Origin of the sequence: Streptomyces indicus (assembly GCF_900100315.1) — a bacterium.
Classification (GTDB): Bacteria; Actinomycetota; Actinomycetes; order Streptomycetales; family Streptomycetaceae; genus Streptomyces; species Streptomyces indicus.
In genome coordinates, this window is sequence record NZ_FNFF01000029.1 from 23424 (window position 1) to 37667 (window position 14244).

General features: G+C 72.6%; 10 protein-coding genes. 4 read left to right on the top strand and 6 right to left on the bottom strand.

The features are described 5' to 3' along the window. The first annotated feature begins 319 nt into the window (after positions 1–319). Positions 320–2065 (top strand): lysine--tRNA ligase, encoded by a 1746-nt coding sequence (gene lysS / locus BLT97_RS35710; protein WP_245769736.1) that lies wholly within the window; start codon positions 320–322, stop codon positions 2063–2065. 71 nt (positions 2066–2136) lie between these two features. On the opposite strand, the gene BLT97_RS35715 is transcribed toward lysS, so the two are convergent. The 3 genes from BLT97_RS35715 to BLT97_RS35725 all read right to left on the bottom strand — a co-directional run bounded on the left by BLT97_RS35715 (position 2137) and on the right by BLT97_RS35725 (position 5543). Continuing rightward, positions 2137–3501: a DUF2637 domain-containing protein gene (locus tag BLT97_RS35715; RefSeq protein ID WP_245769735.1), complete on the bottom strand. Its 1365-nt coding sequence runs from the start codon at positions 3499–3501 to the stop codon at positions 2137–2139. A 157-nt stretch (positions 3502–3658) separates the two neighbouring features. Further along, positions 3659–4498: a DUF3558 domain-containing protein gene (locus BLT97_RS35720; protein ID WP_093617970.1), complete on the bottom strand. Its 840-nt coding sequence runs from the start codon at positions 4496–4498 to the stop codon at positions 3659–3661. Between the two features lie 145 nt (positions 4499–4643). Beyond that, on the bottom strand, positions 4644–5543 hold the full coding sequence (locus tag BLT97_RS35725) for a hypothetical protein (RefSeq protein WP_093617972.1): 900 nt from the start codon (positions 5541–5543) through the stop codon (positions 4644–4646). A 205-nt stretch (positions 5544–5748) separates the two neighbouring features. Here BLT97_RS35725 and BLT97_RS35730 point away from each other — a divergent pair, with 205 nt between their 5' ends. After that, positions 5749–6942, top strand: coding sequence for an RtcB family protein (locus BLT97_RS35730; protein ID WP_093617974.1), 1194 nt, complete (start codon positions 5749–5751; stop codon positions 6940–6942). Positions 6943–7091: 149 nt separating this feature from the next. On the opposite strand, the gene BLT97_RS35735 is transcribed toward BLT97_RS35730, so the two are convergent. Further along, entirely contained in the window at positions 7092–7838 is a 747-nt protein-coding gene (locus BLT97_RS35735) for a phosphotransferase family protein (RefSeq protein ID WP_093617976.1), read from the bottom strand. Positions 7839–7981: 143 nt separating this feature from the next. Further along, positions 7982–8749, bottom strand: a complete 768-nt coding sequence (locus BLT97_RS35740; protein WP_093617978.1) for an SDR family NAD(P)-dependent oxidoreductase — start codon at positions 8747–8749, stop codon at positions 7982–7984. Positions 8750–8969: 220 nt separating this feature from the next. Between BLT97_RS35740 and BLT97_RS35745 the strand changes: the two genes are divergently transcribed. Together BLT97_RS35745 and BLT97_RS35750 are read left to right on the top strand one after the other, a co-directional pair. After that, positions 8970–9449, top strand: coding sequence for a hypothetical protein (locus BLT97_RS35745; RefSeq protein ID WP_093617980.1), 480 nt, complete (start codon positions 8970–8972; stop codon positions 9447–9449). A gap of 199 nt (positions 9450–9648) precedes the next feature. Beyond that, positions 9649–10356: an AAA family ATPase gene (locus tag BLT97_RS35750; protein ID WP_093617982.1), complete on the top strand. Its 708-nt coding sequence runs from the start codon at positions 9649–9651 to the stop codon at positions 10354–10356. Between the two features lie 30 nt (positions 10357–10386). Here BLT97_RS35750 and BLT97_RS38955 read toward each other — a convergent pair whose 3' ends face one another. Further along, positions 10387–13989, bottom strand: a complete 3603-nt coding sequence (locus BLT97_RS38955) for an AfsR/SARP family transcriptional regulator (RefSeq protein ID WP_093617984.1) — start codon at positions 13987–13989, stop codon at positions 10387–10389. Positions 13990–14244 lie beyond the last annotated feature (255 nt).

Here is a 14244-nt window from a genome sequence, read left to right on the forward strand (position 1 = left end):
CGGCGGCAGGGGCCGCGAGGACGGGGCAGGCCGAGGGCAGAGCCACCGCGAGACCGGTCGCGCCCATCCGCACACCGGCCCGGAATCTGTCGGTGATCACGCAGACAGGACTGCCGGGACCCGCTTTGGTCGCGCTGGGAAGCACGGCTTCCGTACCTACGGGGATCACGGCTTCCACACGTACGGGATCACGGCTTCCATGAGGCGTTTTCCCGCGCGCGACAAAGCCGTTTCCCCCGAGCCCCGGGTAACTGGGACAATGGCACCCGGCACGGACGCAACCGTGCACCGAACCGAAGCCGAAAGGGACCAGCAGACCGTGGCCCAGAGCACGAATCAGGAGCCCCAGGAGAACGCAGACTGGGTCTCGCGATACGCGGACGATGTCATCGCCGAGTCCGAGCGTCGTGCCCCGGGCAAACCGGTCGTGGTCGCCTCCGGTCTCTCCCCGTCGGGCCCGATCCACCTGGGCAACCTGCGCGAGGTCATGACCCCGCACCTGGTCGCCGACGAGATCCGCCGCCGCGGGTACGAGGTGCGGCACCTGATCTCCTGGGACGACTACGACCGGTACCGCAAGGTGCCGAACGGGGTCGCCGGCATCGACGCGTCCTGGGCCGAGCACATCGGCAAGCCGCTGACCTCCGTGCCCGCGCCCGCCGGCTCGCCGTACCCGAACTGGGCCGAGCACTTCAAGGCCGCGATGATCGAGTCCCTCGGGCAGCTGGGCGTCGAGTTCGACGGGATCAGCCAGACCGAGCAGTACACCTCGGGCGTCTACCGCGAGCAGATCCTGCACGCGATGAAGCACCGCGGCGACATCGACGCGATCCTCGCGCAGTACCGCACCAAGAAGGCCCCGGCCAAGCAGTCCCAGAAGCCGGTGGACGAGGCCGAGCTGGAGGCCGCCGAGGGGTCGGGCGCGGCCGGTGAGGACGACGGCAGCGGCGCGGGCGCGGAGTACTACCCGTACAAGCCGTTCTGCGGCGGCTGCGGCAAGGACCTGACGACGGTCACGGCCTACGACGACGACACCACCGAGCTGACGTACGTCTGCAACGAGTGCTCCTTCACGGAGACCGTCCGGCTGTCCGAGTTCAACCGCGGCAAGCTGGTCTGGAAGGTCGACTGGCCCATGCGCTGGGCGTACGAGGGCGTGATCTTCGAGCCCTCGGGTGTGGACCACTCGTCCCCGGGCTCCTCCTTCCAGGTCGGCGGGCAGATCGTGACGCTGTTCGGCGGCAAGCAGCCGATCGGCCCGATGTACGCCTTCGTCGGCATCAGCGGCATGGCCAAGATGTCCTCCTCGAAGGGCGGGGTGCCCACCCCGGCCGACGCGCTGGAGATCATGGAGCCGCAGATCCTGCGCTGGCTCTACGCCCGCCGCAAGCCCAACCAGTCCTTCAAGATCGCCTTCGACCAGGAGATCCAGCGGCTCTACAACGAGTGGGACAAGCTGGAGGCCAAGGTCGCCGACGGCAGCGCGCTGCCGGCCGACGCGGCCGCGTACAGCCGTGCCGCCCGCACCGCGGCCGGTGAACTGCCGCGCACCGAGCGGGCGTTGCAGTACGGCACGCTCGCCTCGGTCGCCGACGTCACCGCCGGGGACGCGGAGCAGACGCTGCGCATCCTGACCGAGCTCGACCCGGCGAACCCGGTGACGGACCTGGACCAGGTCCGGCCGCGGCTGGACAAGGCCGAGGCGTGGATCGCCAAGTACGTGCCGGCCGAGTCGCGCACCATCGTGCGCGGCGAGCCCGACACCGAGGCGCTGGCCGCGCTCGACGAGCACGGCCGCGAGTCGCTGCGGCTGCTCCTGGAGGGCCTCGACGAGCACTGGTCGCTCGACGGTCTGACGCACCTGGTGTACGGCGTGCCGAAGGTGCAGGCCGGGTTCGCGGCCGACGCCGGCCCGAAGGAGCTGCCGCCGGAGATCAAGACGGCCCAGCGGGCCTTCTTCGCGCTCCTGTACCAGCTGCTCGTCGGACGCGACACCGGTCCGCGGCTGCCCACGCTGCTGCTCGCGGTGGGGGCGGAGCGGGTGCGCAAGCTGCTCGGGGCCTGACACCTCCGTACGAACGCCGACGGCGCCGTCCCTTCGGGGGCGGCGCCGTCGGCGTGTATCGGAGGGCGTGGCTAGGCGATGAACTCCTCGGCGTCCAGCTCCTGTTGGTAGCGCGCCCTGAAGTCGCGGATGAAGGGCCGCAGCGTGGACTCCGTCAACGGGCCGCCGCTGCGGCCCTTCACGCCGTACAGGTCCTGCAGGTAGATCCCGAACTGCCGCGCGTTCGGGAAGTCGCCGTGTTCGCTCACGTACTTGCGGAACGCGGTGAAGTACGCCTCCTCGCGCGAGACATCGTCCGGCAGGCCGGCCGGCGCCGGGGCCTCCTCCTCGTCGGTCTCGGCGACCTCCTGCTCCACCAGGTCCTCGTCGGCCGGCAGGTGCTCCTGGCGCTGGCCCGGGATGTTCAGCGGACGCGTGCGGTTCGGGCCCGCCGGGATACGGAACTCGCCCGTCTGCGAGCTGTCGAAGGCCTCGGCCGGCTGCTCCTCGTACCACTCCTCGTAGGGCGGCTCGGGGGCGTACGTGCGCTCGTACGGCGGCTGCGTCTGCTGGCCGTACGGCTGCTGCGGGGTCGCGAACCACGGGCTGTCGTGGTTGGCCGGCCACTCCTGCGGGACCTCCACGGGCTGCTCCGGCTCGGGCTGCTTGTGCAGCGCCACCGGCTGCGCGACGGCCGGCTGCGGACCCTGTGTGACGGCCGGCTGCGGGGCCTCCAACTGCGGTGCCGCCACGGGCACTTGCGGGGGCTCGATGCCTGCCGCCGCGAGGCCGGCCGGTGCGGTCTCCGCCAGCGGGACGCCGTAGCGGGCCAGGCGGAGCGGCATCAGGGACTCCACCGGGGCCTTGCGGCGCCAGGCGCGGCCGTAGCGTGAGCGCAGTCGGGCGCGGTAGACGAGGCGTTCCTGCTCCAGCTTGATGACGGCGTCGTAGGAGCGCAGTTCCCACAGCTTCATGCGGCGCCACAGCAGGAACGTCGGCACGGGTGAGAGCAGCCAGCGGGTGAGGCGGACGCCCTCCATGTGCTTGTCGGCGGTGATGTCCGCGATCCGGCCGATCGCGTGCCGGGCTGCTTCGACGGAGATGACGAACAGCACCGGGATCACCGCGTGCATCGCGGTGCCCAGCGGATCGGGCCAGGCCGCAGCGCCGTTGAACGCGATCGTCGCGGCCGTGAGCAGCCACGCCGTCTGACGGAGGAGCGGGAAGGGGATTCTGATCCAGGTCAGCAGCAGGTCGAGGGCGAGCAGGACGCAGATGCCCGCGTCGATGCCGATCGGGAAGACCAGCGCGAACTTCCCGAAGCCCTTGTCCTCGGCGAGTTCGCGCACGGCCGCGTAACTGCCGGCGAAACCGATCGCCGCGATGACGACCGCACCCGCGACCACCACCCCGATCAATATCCGGTGTGTCCGCGTCAGCTTCAGTGGCGCTGCCACCCGTGATCCCCTCCAAGTGCCTGCCCGTGCCTGACGCCCGGGCCCGTGTGCGCGCAACAGCCTGGCACATGTGTGCGGGTGGCCGTGGGCCGGTGTCGCCGAAAGCCCGGCCGTCGGGCGGACGGCCGGGCTTTCGATTGCGATATCGCGCAGGTGGCTACGACTTGTCGGAAGCCTTCTCCGAGGACTTCTCGGAGGGCTTGTCCGAGGACTTCTCCGACGGCTTGTCCGACGGGGACGCGGAGGACGAAGAGCCTTCCGCGCCTTCCTTGTTGGCGGCCGTGACCGCCGCGACCGCTTCCTTCGCGGCCTTCTCGGCGTCCTTGGCCATGTCCTCGGCCTTCGGGGCCTTCTCGCCCGCGAGCCCGGCGCCGTTGTAGTCGATCGTCACCACGACGTTCTCGATGCGGGTCACGACCGTCTGCTGCTTGTAGTCGCCCAGCTTGCCCTTGTCGAGGTCGTAGCGGACCGTCGTGGCCTCGTCGCCGACACCGGCGGCGGGCTCCGACTTCACGTTCTTCGCGCCCTCCGTGGCGGCGGCTGCGGCGACCTGCTTCTTGAAGTAGTCCTTCGCCCGCGACTCGGCGCTGCCCAGCGCCTCCTCGGACTCGAACCGCATCAACGAGGCGGACAGCCAGCGGAACTGCGAGCCGTCGACACCGTTGTTGTCGAGACCGGTCCACGAGCAGCTGCCGCGCGTGGAGACATCACTGGACTTGCCCGTCTTGCCGGACTTGTCCTCGACCTTGGGCACGAGGTCCTCGACCGTCTTCGCGGACAGCACCTTGCAGGCGGCCGGCAGCTGCTTGTACGCGGCGGCCGCCAGGCTCGCCGCCTTGTCCTTGCCCTCGGCGCTCTTCGAGGCGGAGGAGGTCGCGCCGGAGTCGCTCTTGCCGCCGTCGCCCGAGTCCGAGGAGCACGCCCCGGCGGTCAGCACCACCGGAACGACGGCGCAGGCGGCGAGTATGCGGGTGAATCGCGGTCCTTTTCGGTGCATGGTTCCTTCGCTCATCAGTCGTGCAGGTCCGTTCCGGGGCGCCGGGTGCGGCAGGAGCCCCCTGTGGTTCCGCCCAGCCACGGTACGCGGTGGCGCAGGGGCCCGGGCCGGAACCGGAGGCGGGCCGCGGTGACCCGCGCCACCCTCACTCGGTGAACTGCTCCGCCAGCTTCCCGGCCAGAACCCGTGCCCTGTCCTGCAGTTCCTTGCTGTCCGGCGTCTCCTGGACCGAGGCCGACTGCGCCTCGTACGCGACCGTCACCAGCACGTTCGACGTGCGGAACACCACAGTCACCAGGCGCTTGCGGGCCGCCGAGTCAGCCGCGCCCAGCTCGTCGTCGAGGTAGGCCTCGTCGGCCAGATCGTCCAGCGCGCGCGGCTCGAGACCCTCGGGCGGCGAGGCGGAGGTGGAGCCGCTCGGCTCACCCGTGCCGGGCTCACCGCCCTTGCCGTCGCCGCCGCCGGCGGTCGCGGTCGGGTCCCCGGACGGCTTCCCGGACTCCTTGTCCGTCCCCGCGCCTTCGTCCGTCGCGCCGCCGGTGCCCTCGCCCGTCTCCTCGCCGGTCTCCTCGTCCGTCTCCTCGTCCGTCGCGGGCTCCGGCAGATCGGCCGCGATCTTCAGGTCGAGGAACAGATCCGCCGCGAGCTCGTCGTCGCTCACCGCGTCGTCGTACGACACCACGCGCTCGAAGTCGACATGCAGCCGGTGCGTGGCGTCCGGCGACTCCACCGACCAGCGGCACCCCGACCTGCGATCCGTGTCGAAGGTCACCGCCGCCGTGCCCGCGTACGCCTTCTCGCGCTGCTCGCCGCTCAGTTCCGCGATCCCCGGCAGCATCGAGTCCAGGCTGTCCCGGCCCACCGCGTCGCACGGCTCCGGCAGCGAGCGGTACCGGCCCGGCTCGGCCGCCTTCGTCGGCGAGGGCGCGAACCCGCCCGGCTTGCCGTCGTCCCCCGCGGAGCCGCCCCCCGCGTCGGAGGTGCACCCCGTCAGGAGCAGGGCGGCGAGCGTGGCGGCGCCCGCCAGGTACCCCTTGTGCCGCACGGTGCGGACCCTCCTTCGGACGCGGGTTCGGTGGTCTGGCCCGTCCGCGTGCGACAAAAAGCGATGGCGTCGCACGCAGGGCGGTGAACACAATGTGTATCGCACGCGCCGCTGTGATGGCCGATCAACCGTCCCTTTTGTTGACCCTGGCCCCAGTATTTGCGCTTTGAGACTTTTCTTTTGTTGTACGGGGGTTGAGGAATCCATGAGTTACGTAGAGGTGCCGGGGGCGAAGGTCCCCATCCGCATGTGGACCGACCCGTCCACGGTCGAGGCGGGCGCGATGCAGCAGCTGCAGAACGTCGCCACGCTCCCGTGGATCAAGGGCCTCGCCGTCATGCCCGACGTGCACTACGGCAAGGGTGCGACGGTCGGTTCGGTGATCGCGATGCACGGTGCGGTCTGCCCGGCGGCGGTCGGCGTCGACATCGGCTGCGGCATGTCCGCGGTCAAGACCTCGCTGACGGCCAACGACCTTCCGGGTGACCTGTCCCGGCTGCGGTCGAAGATCGAGCAGGCGATTCCGGTGGGGCGCGGTATGCATGACGACGCCGTGGACCCGGGGCGCTTCCACGGGTTCGCCACGGCGGGCTTCGACGACTTCTGGGCGCGCTTCGACGGGATCGCGGAAGCGGTCAAGTTCCGTCAGGAGCGGGCGACGAAGCAGATGGGAACGCTCGGATCGGGCAACCATTTCATCGAGTTCTGCCTCGATGAGACGGGTTCGGTCTGGCTGATGCTGCACTCCGGTTCGCGCAACATCGGCAAGGAGCTCGCCGAGTACCACATCGGCGAGGCCCAGAAGCTGCCGCACAACCAGGGCCTGGTCGACCGCGACCTCGCGGTGTTCATCGCGGACACCCCGCAGATGCAGGCGTACCGCAACGACCTGTTCTGGGCGCAGGAGTACGCCAAGTACAACCGCGCGATCATGATGGGCCTGTTCCAGGACGTCGTCCGCAAGGAGTTCAAGAAGGCCAAGGTCACCTTCGAGCCGGTCATCTCCTGCCACCACAACTACGTGGCGGAGGAGCGGTACGAGGGCATGGACCTCCTTGTCACGCGCAAGGGCGCGATCCGCGCGGGCTCCGGCGACTACGGGATCATCCCGGGCTCGATGGGCACGGGCTCGTACATCGTGAAGGGCCTCGGCAACGAGAAGTCCTTCAACTCCGCCTCGCACGGCGCCGGCCGCAAGATGAGCCGGAACGCGGCGAAGCGGCGCTTCTCGACGCGGGATCTGGAGGAGCAGACGCGGGGGGTGGAGTGCCGCAAGGACTCCGGCGTCGTGGACGAGATCCCGGGCGCGTACAAGCCGATCGAGAAGGTCATCGACCAGCAGCGGGACCTGGTGCAGGTCGTGGCCAAGCTCAAGCAGGTGGTCTGCGTCAAGGGGTGAACACCGGGGCGGGCAAGCCGCGTTGAGCGTTGAGGCGGGGGGCCTCGGCGGTGGCCGGCGAGTCGTGTGGGAGCGGCTCTCCGGCCCTTCTCGTGCGCGCAGGTGGGTGTACGTGCGCTCCGTACGAAGGGAGCGCCTGCGTACGGGGGTTACATGAGGGCCTTCAGCACGTCCACCTCGCCGCCCGGCATGTGCGGGTCGAAGCCGTGCTCCAGGAGCCAGCGGATGCCCAGGAGGCTGCGCAGGGACCACCAGGCGTGCAGGACATCGAGGTCGACCTCCTTGCCGTAACCGGCGAGCAGGTCGGCGAGGTGCTCCTCGTGGCCGAGGGCCAGGGTGGCGAGGTCGTACAGGGCGTCGCCCTGCCCCGCCTCGGACCAGTCGAGGATGCCCGTGACCTCGTCGCCGTCGACGAAGACATGGGCGATCTGGAGGTCCCCGTGGGTGAACGCCGGGGTCCAGGGCCGCAGTGCGGCCTCGGCGACCTCACGGTTGCGGGTGACGAGGGCGGCCGGCAGGACGTTCTGCGCCACGAGCCAGGCGCACTCGTGGTCGAGCTCGGCCGTCAGCTCCTCGGTGCTGCGGCCCGCGCGTCCGGGGCGGGGCGGCAAGGGGGCGTCGTGCAGCCGGCGCAGCGCGGCGCCGGCCGCGGCCCAGGCGGCGGGCGAGGAGGTGCAGGGTTCGCCGAGGCGGCCGAGCGCCCTGCCCGGGAGCGCGGCGAGCGCGAGGGCCGGCGGCCGGTGCCACAGGACGCGGGGCGTCGGGACGGGGGCCAGGGCCATCGCCTCGACCTCGGCGTCCATACGGGACCGGTCGGCGTCCACCTTCAGGAACACCTCGCCGACGCGCAGCGTCGCGCGCTCGGAGTGGGCGACGACCACCTGGACCTCATCCATGGCGGCCAGTATTCCGGGCGTGATGGGCCGGTGTCGTCTGGTTTGTCGGGGGCGCGGGGCCGAGGGGGAGGGCCAGGGCCGTCGGACGAGAAGGGCGAGGGACCGGCGCGCGAGGCCTCGGCCTCCCGTGCCGGGCAGGCACCTCACAGCTCGCGGTGCACCTTCGTGTTCGAGGCCTGGGCGCGCGGGCGGACCACCAGGAGGTCGACGTTGACATGGCTGGGGCGGGTGACGGTCCAGGCGATCGTGTCGGCCACGTCGTCCGCGGTCAGGGGCTCGGCCACGCCCTCGTACACCTTCGCGGCCTTCGCTTCGTCGCCGCCGAAGCGGGTCGTGGCGAACTCCTCCGTCTTGACCATGCCGGGCGCGATCTCGATCACGCGGACCGGCTGCCCGACCAGTTCGAGGCGGAGCGTCTCGGCCAGGACACGGGCCCCGTTCTTCGCGGCGACATAGCCCGCGCCGCCCTCGTACGTGGCGTGCCCGGCCGTCGAGGAGAGCACCACGACCGTGCCGTCACCGCTGTCGGTGAGCGCGGGCAGCAGGGCCTGGGTCATGTGCAGGGTGCCCAGCACGTTCACCTCGTACATCCGGCGCCAGTCCTCCGGGTCGCCGGTCGCGACCGGGTCCGCGCCGAGCGCGCCGCCCGCGTTGTTGACGAGGACGTCCACGCGGTCGAGCGCGGCCGCGAAGGCGTCCACGGCCGTCCGGTCGGTGACGTCGAGGGCGTACGCGGCGGCGGACCGCCCGGCCTCGGCGAGCTCGGCGGCCAGCGTCTCGATGCGGTCCTTGCGCCGGGCCGTGAGCACCACGTGGTAGTCGGCCTCGGCGAGCTTGCGGGCGGTCGCGGCGCCGATGCCGCTGCTCGCGCCGGTGACGACTGCGGTACGGCGGGTGGCGGCGGCGGTCATGGGCTGCTCCTCGGGACGGTCTTCCGGCGCGGACAAAAGGGGTCGCCTTTCGGCCAGGCTAGCCCGGCCGTCGGGACGCCCGGTCAACCGCTCAGCATGTGGTCATCCGTACGCGCCGAACTCCGCCGAGAACACGGTCCCTTGCCATGTCTGGATATCTTGCGCGCATATCGGACAGGCGGCGGCGACAGCGGCTGTGGGAACTGTGTAGGAGCGGGATATGCGAGCTCGGGCCCGACTGAGAGGCGCCGGACTGGCCGCGGCGACGGCGGCAGCGGCCGCGCTGGCCCTGGCGGTACCGGCCGAGGCGGCGGCACCGGAGGCCGACGTGGCGTACCACGGCTACGCCTCGCTGTGGGAAGGGCGGCTCGGCATCTGGCTGACCCCGCAGAACCATGGCCCGGTCGACGTGTCCGACGCGACGGTCCGGCTGCGCTACTCCGTCCCCCTGGCGAGCGACCAGCGGCTGCCGAAGCGCTGCCTGCGGGCCGGGCAGCGGGTGGTGCTCTGCTCGACGGGCGAGATCAAGGCGGGCAGCTGGAGCGCGGAGCTCGCGCTCGACCTGAAGCTCAAGGGGGCGCCGGAGGAGGCCACCGTCCAGATCGACACCCTGTGGAACGGCGGGGTGTCCGACCGGAACGCCGGCAACAACCGGCACAAGGTGCTGACCCTCGACACCGGGGACTCGTACTTCTTCTAGTTTCCTCAGGCTTCCTCCGGCTTCCTCAGGCTTTCTCGGGCCTCTTCCGGCCCTCTTCCGGGCTTCTTCCGGGCCTCTTCCAGGCCTCGCAAGGGGTGCGCTCCGGCCCGCGGCGTCCGCTGCCGCGGGCCGTTGCCGTGCGCGCGGGCCGTTGTGGTGCGCGCGGGCCGTTGTCGTACCCCCGTGGCAGGCTCGAAGGGTGATCGTCGAACGCGCGTATGCCCATGTGGACGGGCAGGACCCCGAGGAGTACCCGTGGAGCGTGCCCTGCGTGCGGCAGCTCCTGCGCGAAGGGCTGCGCTTCACCGCGCCGGTGACCTTCCTGGTGGGGGAGAACGGGTCGGGCAAGTCCACCCTGGCCGAGGCGCTCGCGGAGGCGTTCGGCCTCGACCCGTACGGCGGCTCGCACGACTGGAAGTACGCCAGCCACCGCGCCAAGTCGGCGCTCGGCGAGCGGCTGAGGTTCGACGCGGCGGCCGGCGGGCGGCACATGGTGCGCAGCTGGTCCGCGCGCAAGGGCTTCTTCCTGCGGGCCGAAACCGCGCTCAACGCGCTGGAGCGCGAGGGCTTCGATCCCGACGGCCGCAGCCACGGCGAGGGGTTCCTCGCGGCGTTCCGCGGCAAGTTCCTCACGCCCGGTCTGTACGTCATGGACGAGCCGGAGGCGGCCCTTTCGTTCGCCTCCTGCCTCGAACTGCTCGGCCACATGGACCAGTTGACCGCGAAGGGCGGCCAGATCGTCTGCGCCACCCACTCCCCGCTCCTCACCGCGCTGCCGGGGGCCGACATCGTCGAGGTGGGGGAGCACGGCATGCGGCGGGTGCGCTGGCAGGACCTGGAGCTGGTGGACCACTGGCGGCGGTACCTGCGCGATCCGGGCGCGTATCTGCGGCACATCGTGGGGTGAGCGGGCCGCGAGACGCGGGTGGTGGTGCGCTTACGGGGTGAACTCGGCCGGCGGGGTCTTGTGGCCGCGGTCGTACGCGGCCGTGAACGCCTGCTCGCCCAGGGCGGCACGGGCGCGGGACTCGGCCCGGTCCACGTCGGCGCGTTCGCCCGGCGGCAGCGGGGAGCCCACGGAGGCGCGCAGGGCGGCGGCCGTGCCGAGTGCCTCGGCGGCCCGCTCGGCCGCCCCGCCGGCCGACCATGCGCAGGCGAGTCCCTCGATGGCGAAGGCGACGGCCCGCGCGTCTCCCGTACGGCGGGCCGCGGCCAGGCTCTCCGCGTGCAGGGAGGCCGCCTGCCCGGTGTCGCCGCGCAGCTCGGCCACGTATCCGCACTGCGCGAGCAGCAGCGCCGTACCGGAGTCGACGCCGAGCCGGCGGTTCCACGCGAGCCACGGGGCGAGCAGCGCCTGCGCGGCATCGAGGTCGCCGCGGCGGCGGGCCCCGAGCGCGAGACCGATCTCGGCGAACTGCCTTGCGGGCGCGTTCCCTTGGTCCGCGGCCAGCCGCGCGGCCCGTTCGTGGTACTCCTGCGCGCGCTCGTCCTCACCCGTGAGCAGGGCGATCCGACCGAGCCGCGACAGGCTGAACGAGGCCTGCGTCCACAGCTGGAGCTCCTCGGCGGCCCGCAGACCCTCGCCGTGCAGCCGGGCGGCGGCCGGGTAGTCGCCGGTGATCTCCGCGAGGACGCCCAGCTGTTCGGTGGCCTGCAACTGGCCCCAGCGGTCGCCGAGCGCACCGAAGCGTTCGGCGGTGGTCTCGGCGGCCCGGCGCAGCGAGGCCAGGTCGCCCTCGTACAGCGAACGCGTCGCCCAGGTGCTCAGCGCCGCCGCCTCGCCCCACGGATCGCCGAGCGCGCGGAACTCGGCCTCCAGCTCGTACAGCCGCCCGCGGTCCTGCGTCTGCGTGAAACCGCAGCGCGCGTACGCGAGCAGCCAGCGGCCGCGCGCGTCGGCACCGTCGAAGGGCCCGTCCTGGCCGGAGGCGTCGCCGGTGATCAGGGCCAGGGCGGCGCGGCGGATACGGGTGGAGGTGAGGGTGGTGGGGGCGGGGGTGGTGGCTGTGGTGGCTGTCTTGGTCGGGGTGGCGGTGGTGGTTGTGGTGGCCTGGGCGGTCCGGGAGGTGGGGTCGTTCGCCTTGGTGAGGGCCCGGTCCAGGTGGGCCAGGCCCTCGCTGATACGGCCGCTCAAGTACCAGTACCACGTGAGGGAGTTGACCGTGCGCAGGGCGAGCTCGGGGTCGTCGGTATGGTCGAGCGCGGTGTGCAGGTTGAGCGACTCCGCGTCGAGGCGGCGCAGCCAGGCGCATTGCGCGGGGCCGTGCAGCTCGGGCGCGGCCCGGCCGGCGAGCCGGGTGTAATGCAGGGCGTGCCGGTGGCGGACTCGTGCCTCCTCGCCGGAGGCCGCCAGCTGCTCGAGGCTGTACGCCGTGACGGACTCCAGCATCCGGTAGCGCGCACCGTGTTCCCCGTATGCCACCGTCACGAGCGAGCGGTCCACGAGCCGCGTGACCAGGTCGAGGACGTCCGCGCCCGGGATGTGCGGGGCGGCCGGGGGCAGGGCGGAAGGGTGTGCGGCGCGCAGGGCGGCAGGGTACGGGGCGTCGGAGTGCTGGGCGCCGGGGTCCGGGTCGGCGCAGACCGCCTCGGCGGCGTCGAGGGTGAAACCGCCGGCGAAGACGGCCAGCCGGCGCAGCACCGCGCGCTCCGGCGGACCCAGCAGCTCCCAGCTCCAGTCGATCATCGCGCGCAGGGTGCGCTGGCGGGCGGGCGCGTCCCTGCGCACCTGGCCGAGCAGCCGGAAACGGTCGTGCAGACGGTCCGAGAGCGCCTCGACGCCGAGGGCGCGCACCCGGGTGGCGGCGAGTTCGAGAGCGAGCGGGATGCCGTCGAGGCGGCGGCAGATGAGCTCGACGGCCTCCCGGTTGGCCGCGGTGAGTGCGAAGCCGGGCGCGGCGGCGGCCGCCCGTGCCGCGAACAGGTCGACTGCTTCGGGGACTTGGAGCGGTGCGACGGCCTCGACGGTCTCGCCCGCCACATCGAGCGGCTCCTGGCTGGTCGCGAGGACCCGCGCGCCCGGCACGGTCCGCAGCAGTCGGCCCACGAGTGCGGCCACCTCGTCGACGAGGTGCTCGCAGTTGTCCAGGACGAGCAGCAGCTCGCGACCGGCCAGGGCGCGCAGGAGGCGTGCGGTGCGGTCGTCGGGGCGGGGGCCGTCGGCGCCGCCGTCCTCCGGACCGGCTTGCGCCGTCGGCGCCTCGTCCCGGATCCCGAGCGCGGCCGCGACCGCATCCGCGGGCTCCCGCCGCACGCCCGCCAACTCGACCAGCCAGACGCCGTCTTGGGGTGGGGGCGGGGGAGTGGGAGTAGGGGTGGGGGGAGTGGGGGTGGGGGGTGCGCCCAGTGGGCCGTCGTCGAGGTGCGCCGCGTAGTGCCGGGCCGCCTCCAGCGCGAGGCGAGTTTTGCCGACGCCGCCCGGGCCCGTGAGCGTCACGAGCCGTTCGGCGCCGAGCAGCGCACACACCCGGGCGACGGCCGCATCCCGCCCGATCACGGCGTCCGTAGGGGCGGGGAGGTTCGTGGTTGGGCGGTGCGCCGGGGCGGTGGGATCGGGGGCGGGTGTCGGTGGGGACGTGGTTGCGGGGGCGGGTGCGGGGGCGAGCCCAGGTGAGGGGGCCGCGGGAGGTGCGAGTGCTCGGGCCGGCGTGAGTACCGGGGGAGGCGTGAGTGCCGGGGGAGTAGCCAGGAGTGCCGCGTCAATCGCGGTCTCGGGCTCAGGAGTTGGCCGTACAGGGGCCGATACAGGGGCAGACACCGACGCCGGTGCGGGGACGGATGGCGGCGGGACGAGATGGGGGTCCTGGCGGAGCATCGCCTCGTGCAGCGCGCGCAGCTCCGGGCCGGGGTCCACGCCGAGCTCGTCGGCCAGGCGCCGGCTCAGCGCGTGATACGCCGCGAGCGCCTCACTCTGCCGCCCCGCCCCGTACAGGGCCCGCAGCTGCACCGCACGCAACCCCTCCCGCAGCGGATGCGCGGCCGCGAGCTCCGTCAACTCGTCCGCCACCAAGGCATGTTCACCCAGCCCGAGCCGCAGCGCAGCCAACTCCTCCCGCGCAGTGAGCCGTTGCTCCTCCAGCCGGGTCACCGCGGCCTGCGCGAAAGCGGCGTCCCGGAACCCGTCGAACGCCGGCCCCCGCCACAGCCCCAGCGCGCTCGCGAACAGCGAGGCACGGGTACGCGGCTCGGCGGCCTGCCGCGCCCGCGCGACGAGCCGCCCGAAACGGCCCGCGTCCACGTCGTCCTCGGCGACCGCCAGCCGGTACCCGGCCGGACCGTGCTCCACCAGGGCACGCGCGCCCGGCTCGCCCCGCTCGAGGGCACGGCGCAGCTGCGACACCTTGGTCTGCAGGGCGCCCGCCGGACGGGCCGGTCGCGCCCCGTCCTCCCACAGGTCCTCGACGATCCGGTCGGCGGCCACGGGCCGCCCCTCGTGGACGAGAAGCACGGCGAGCAGCGCCCGCACCTTGGCCTCCGGCACGGCCACCACCGTCCCGTCCCCCGCCCGCACGCCCAGGCTCCCCAGCACCTCGAATCGCATACGCCCACGCTAACCGTGAGGGCGGCGGCAAGGGGCCGCCGACCGTGACCCGACCTGCCCACACGAAGCCGACACCCCACCCGCACCGCCCGGCACCCTGCCCGCCCCACCCGCACCGCCCGGGCGCTTTCGGCGGACCGTGCGCAAACCGTCAGCGGTTCGTGAGCGGCCTCCCGCACGGTGGTGACCGGTCGCACAACCGACCCTCACCCACAGCTCCGGAAGGAACACCATGTCCGCCTCGTCTTCCTCCCC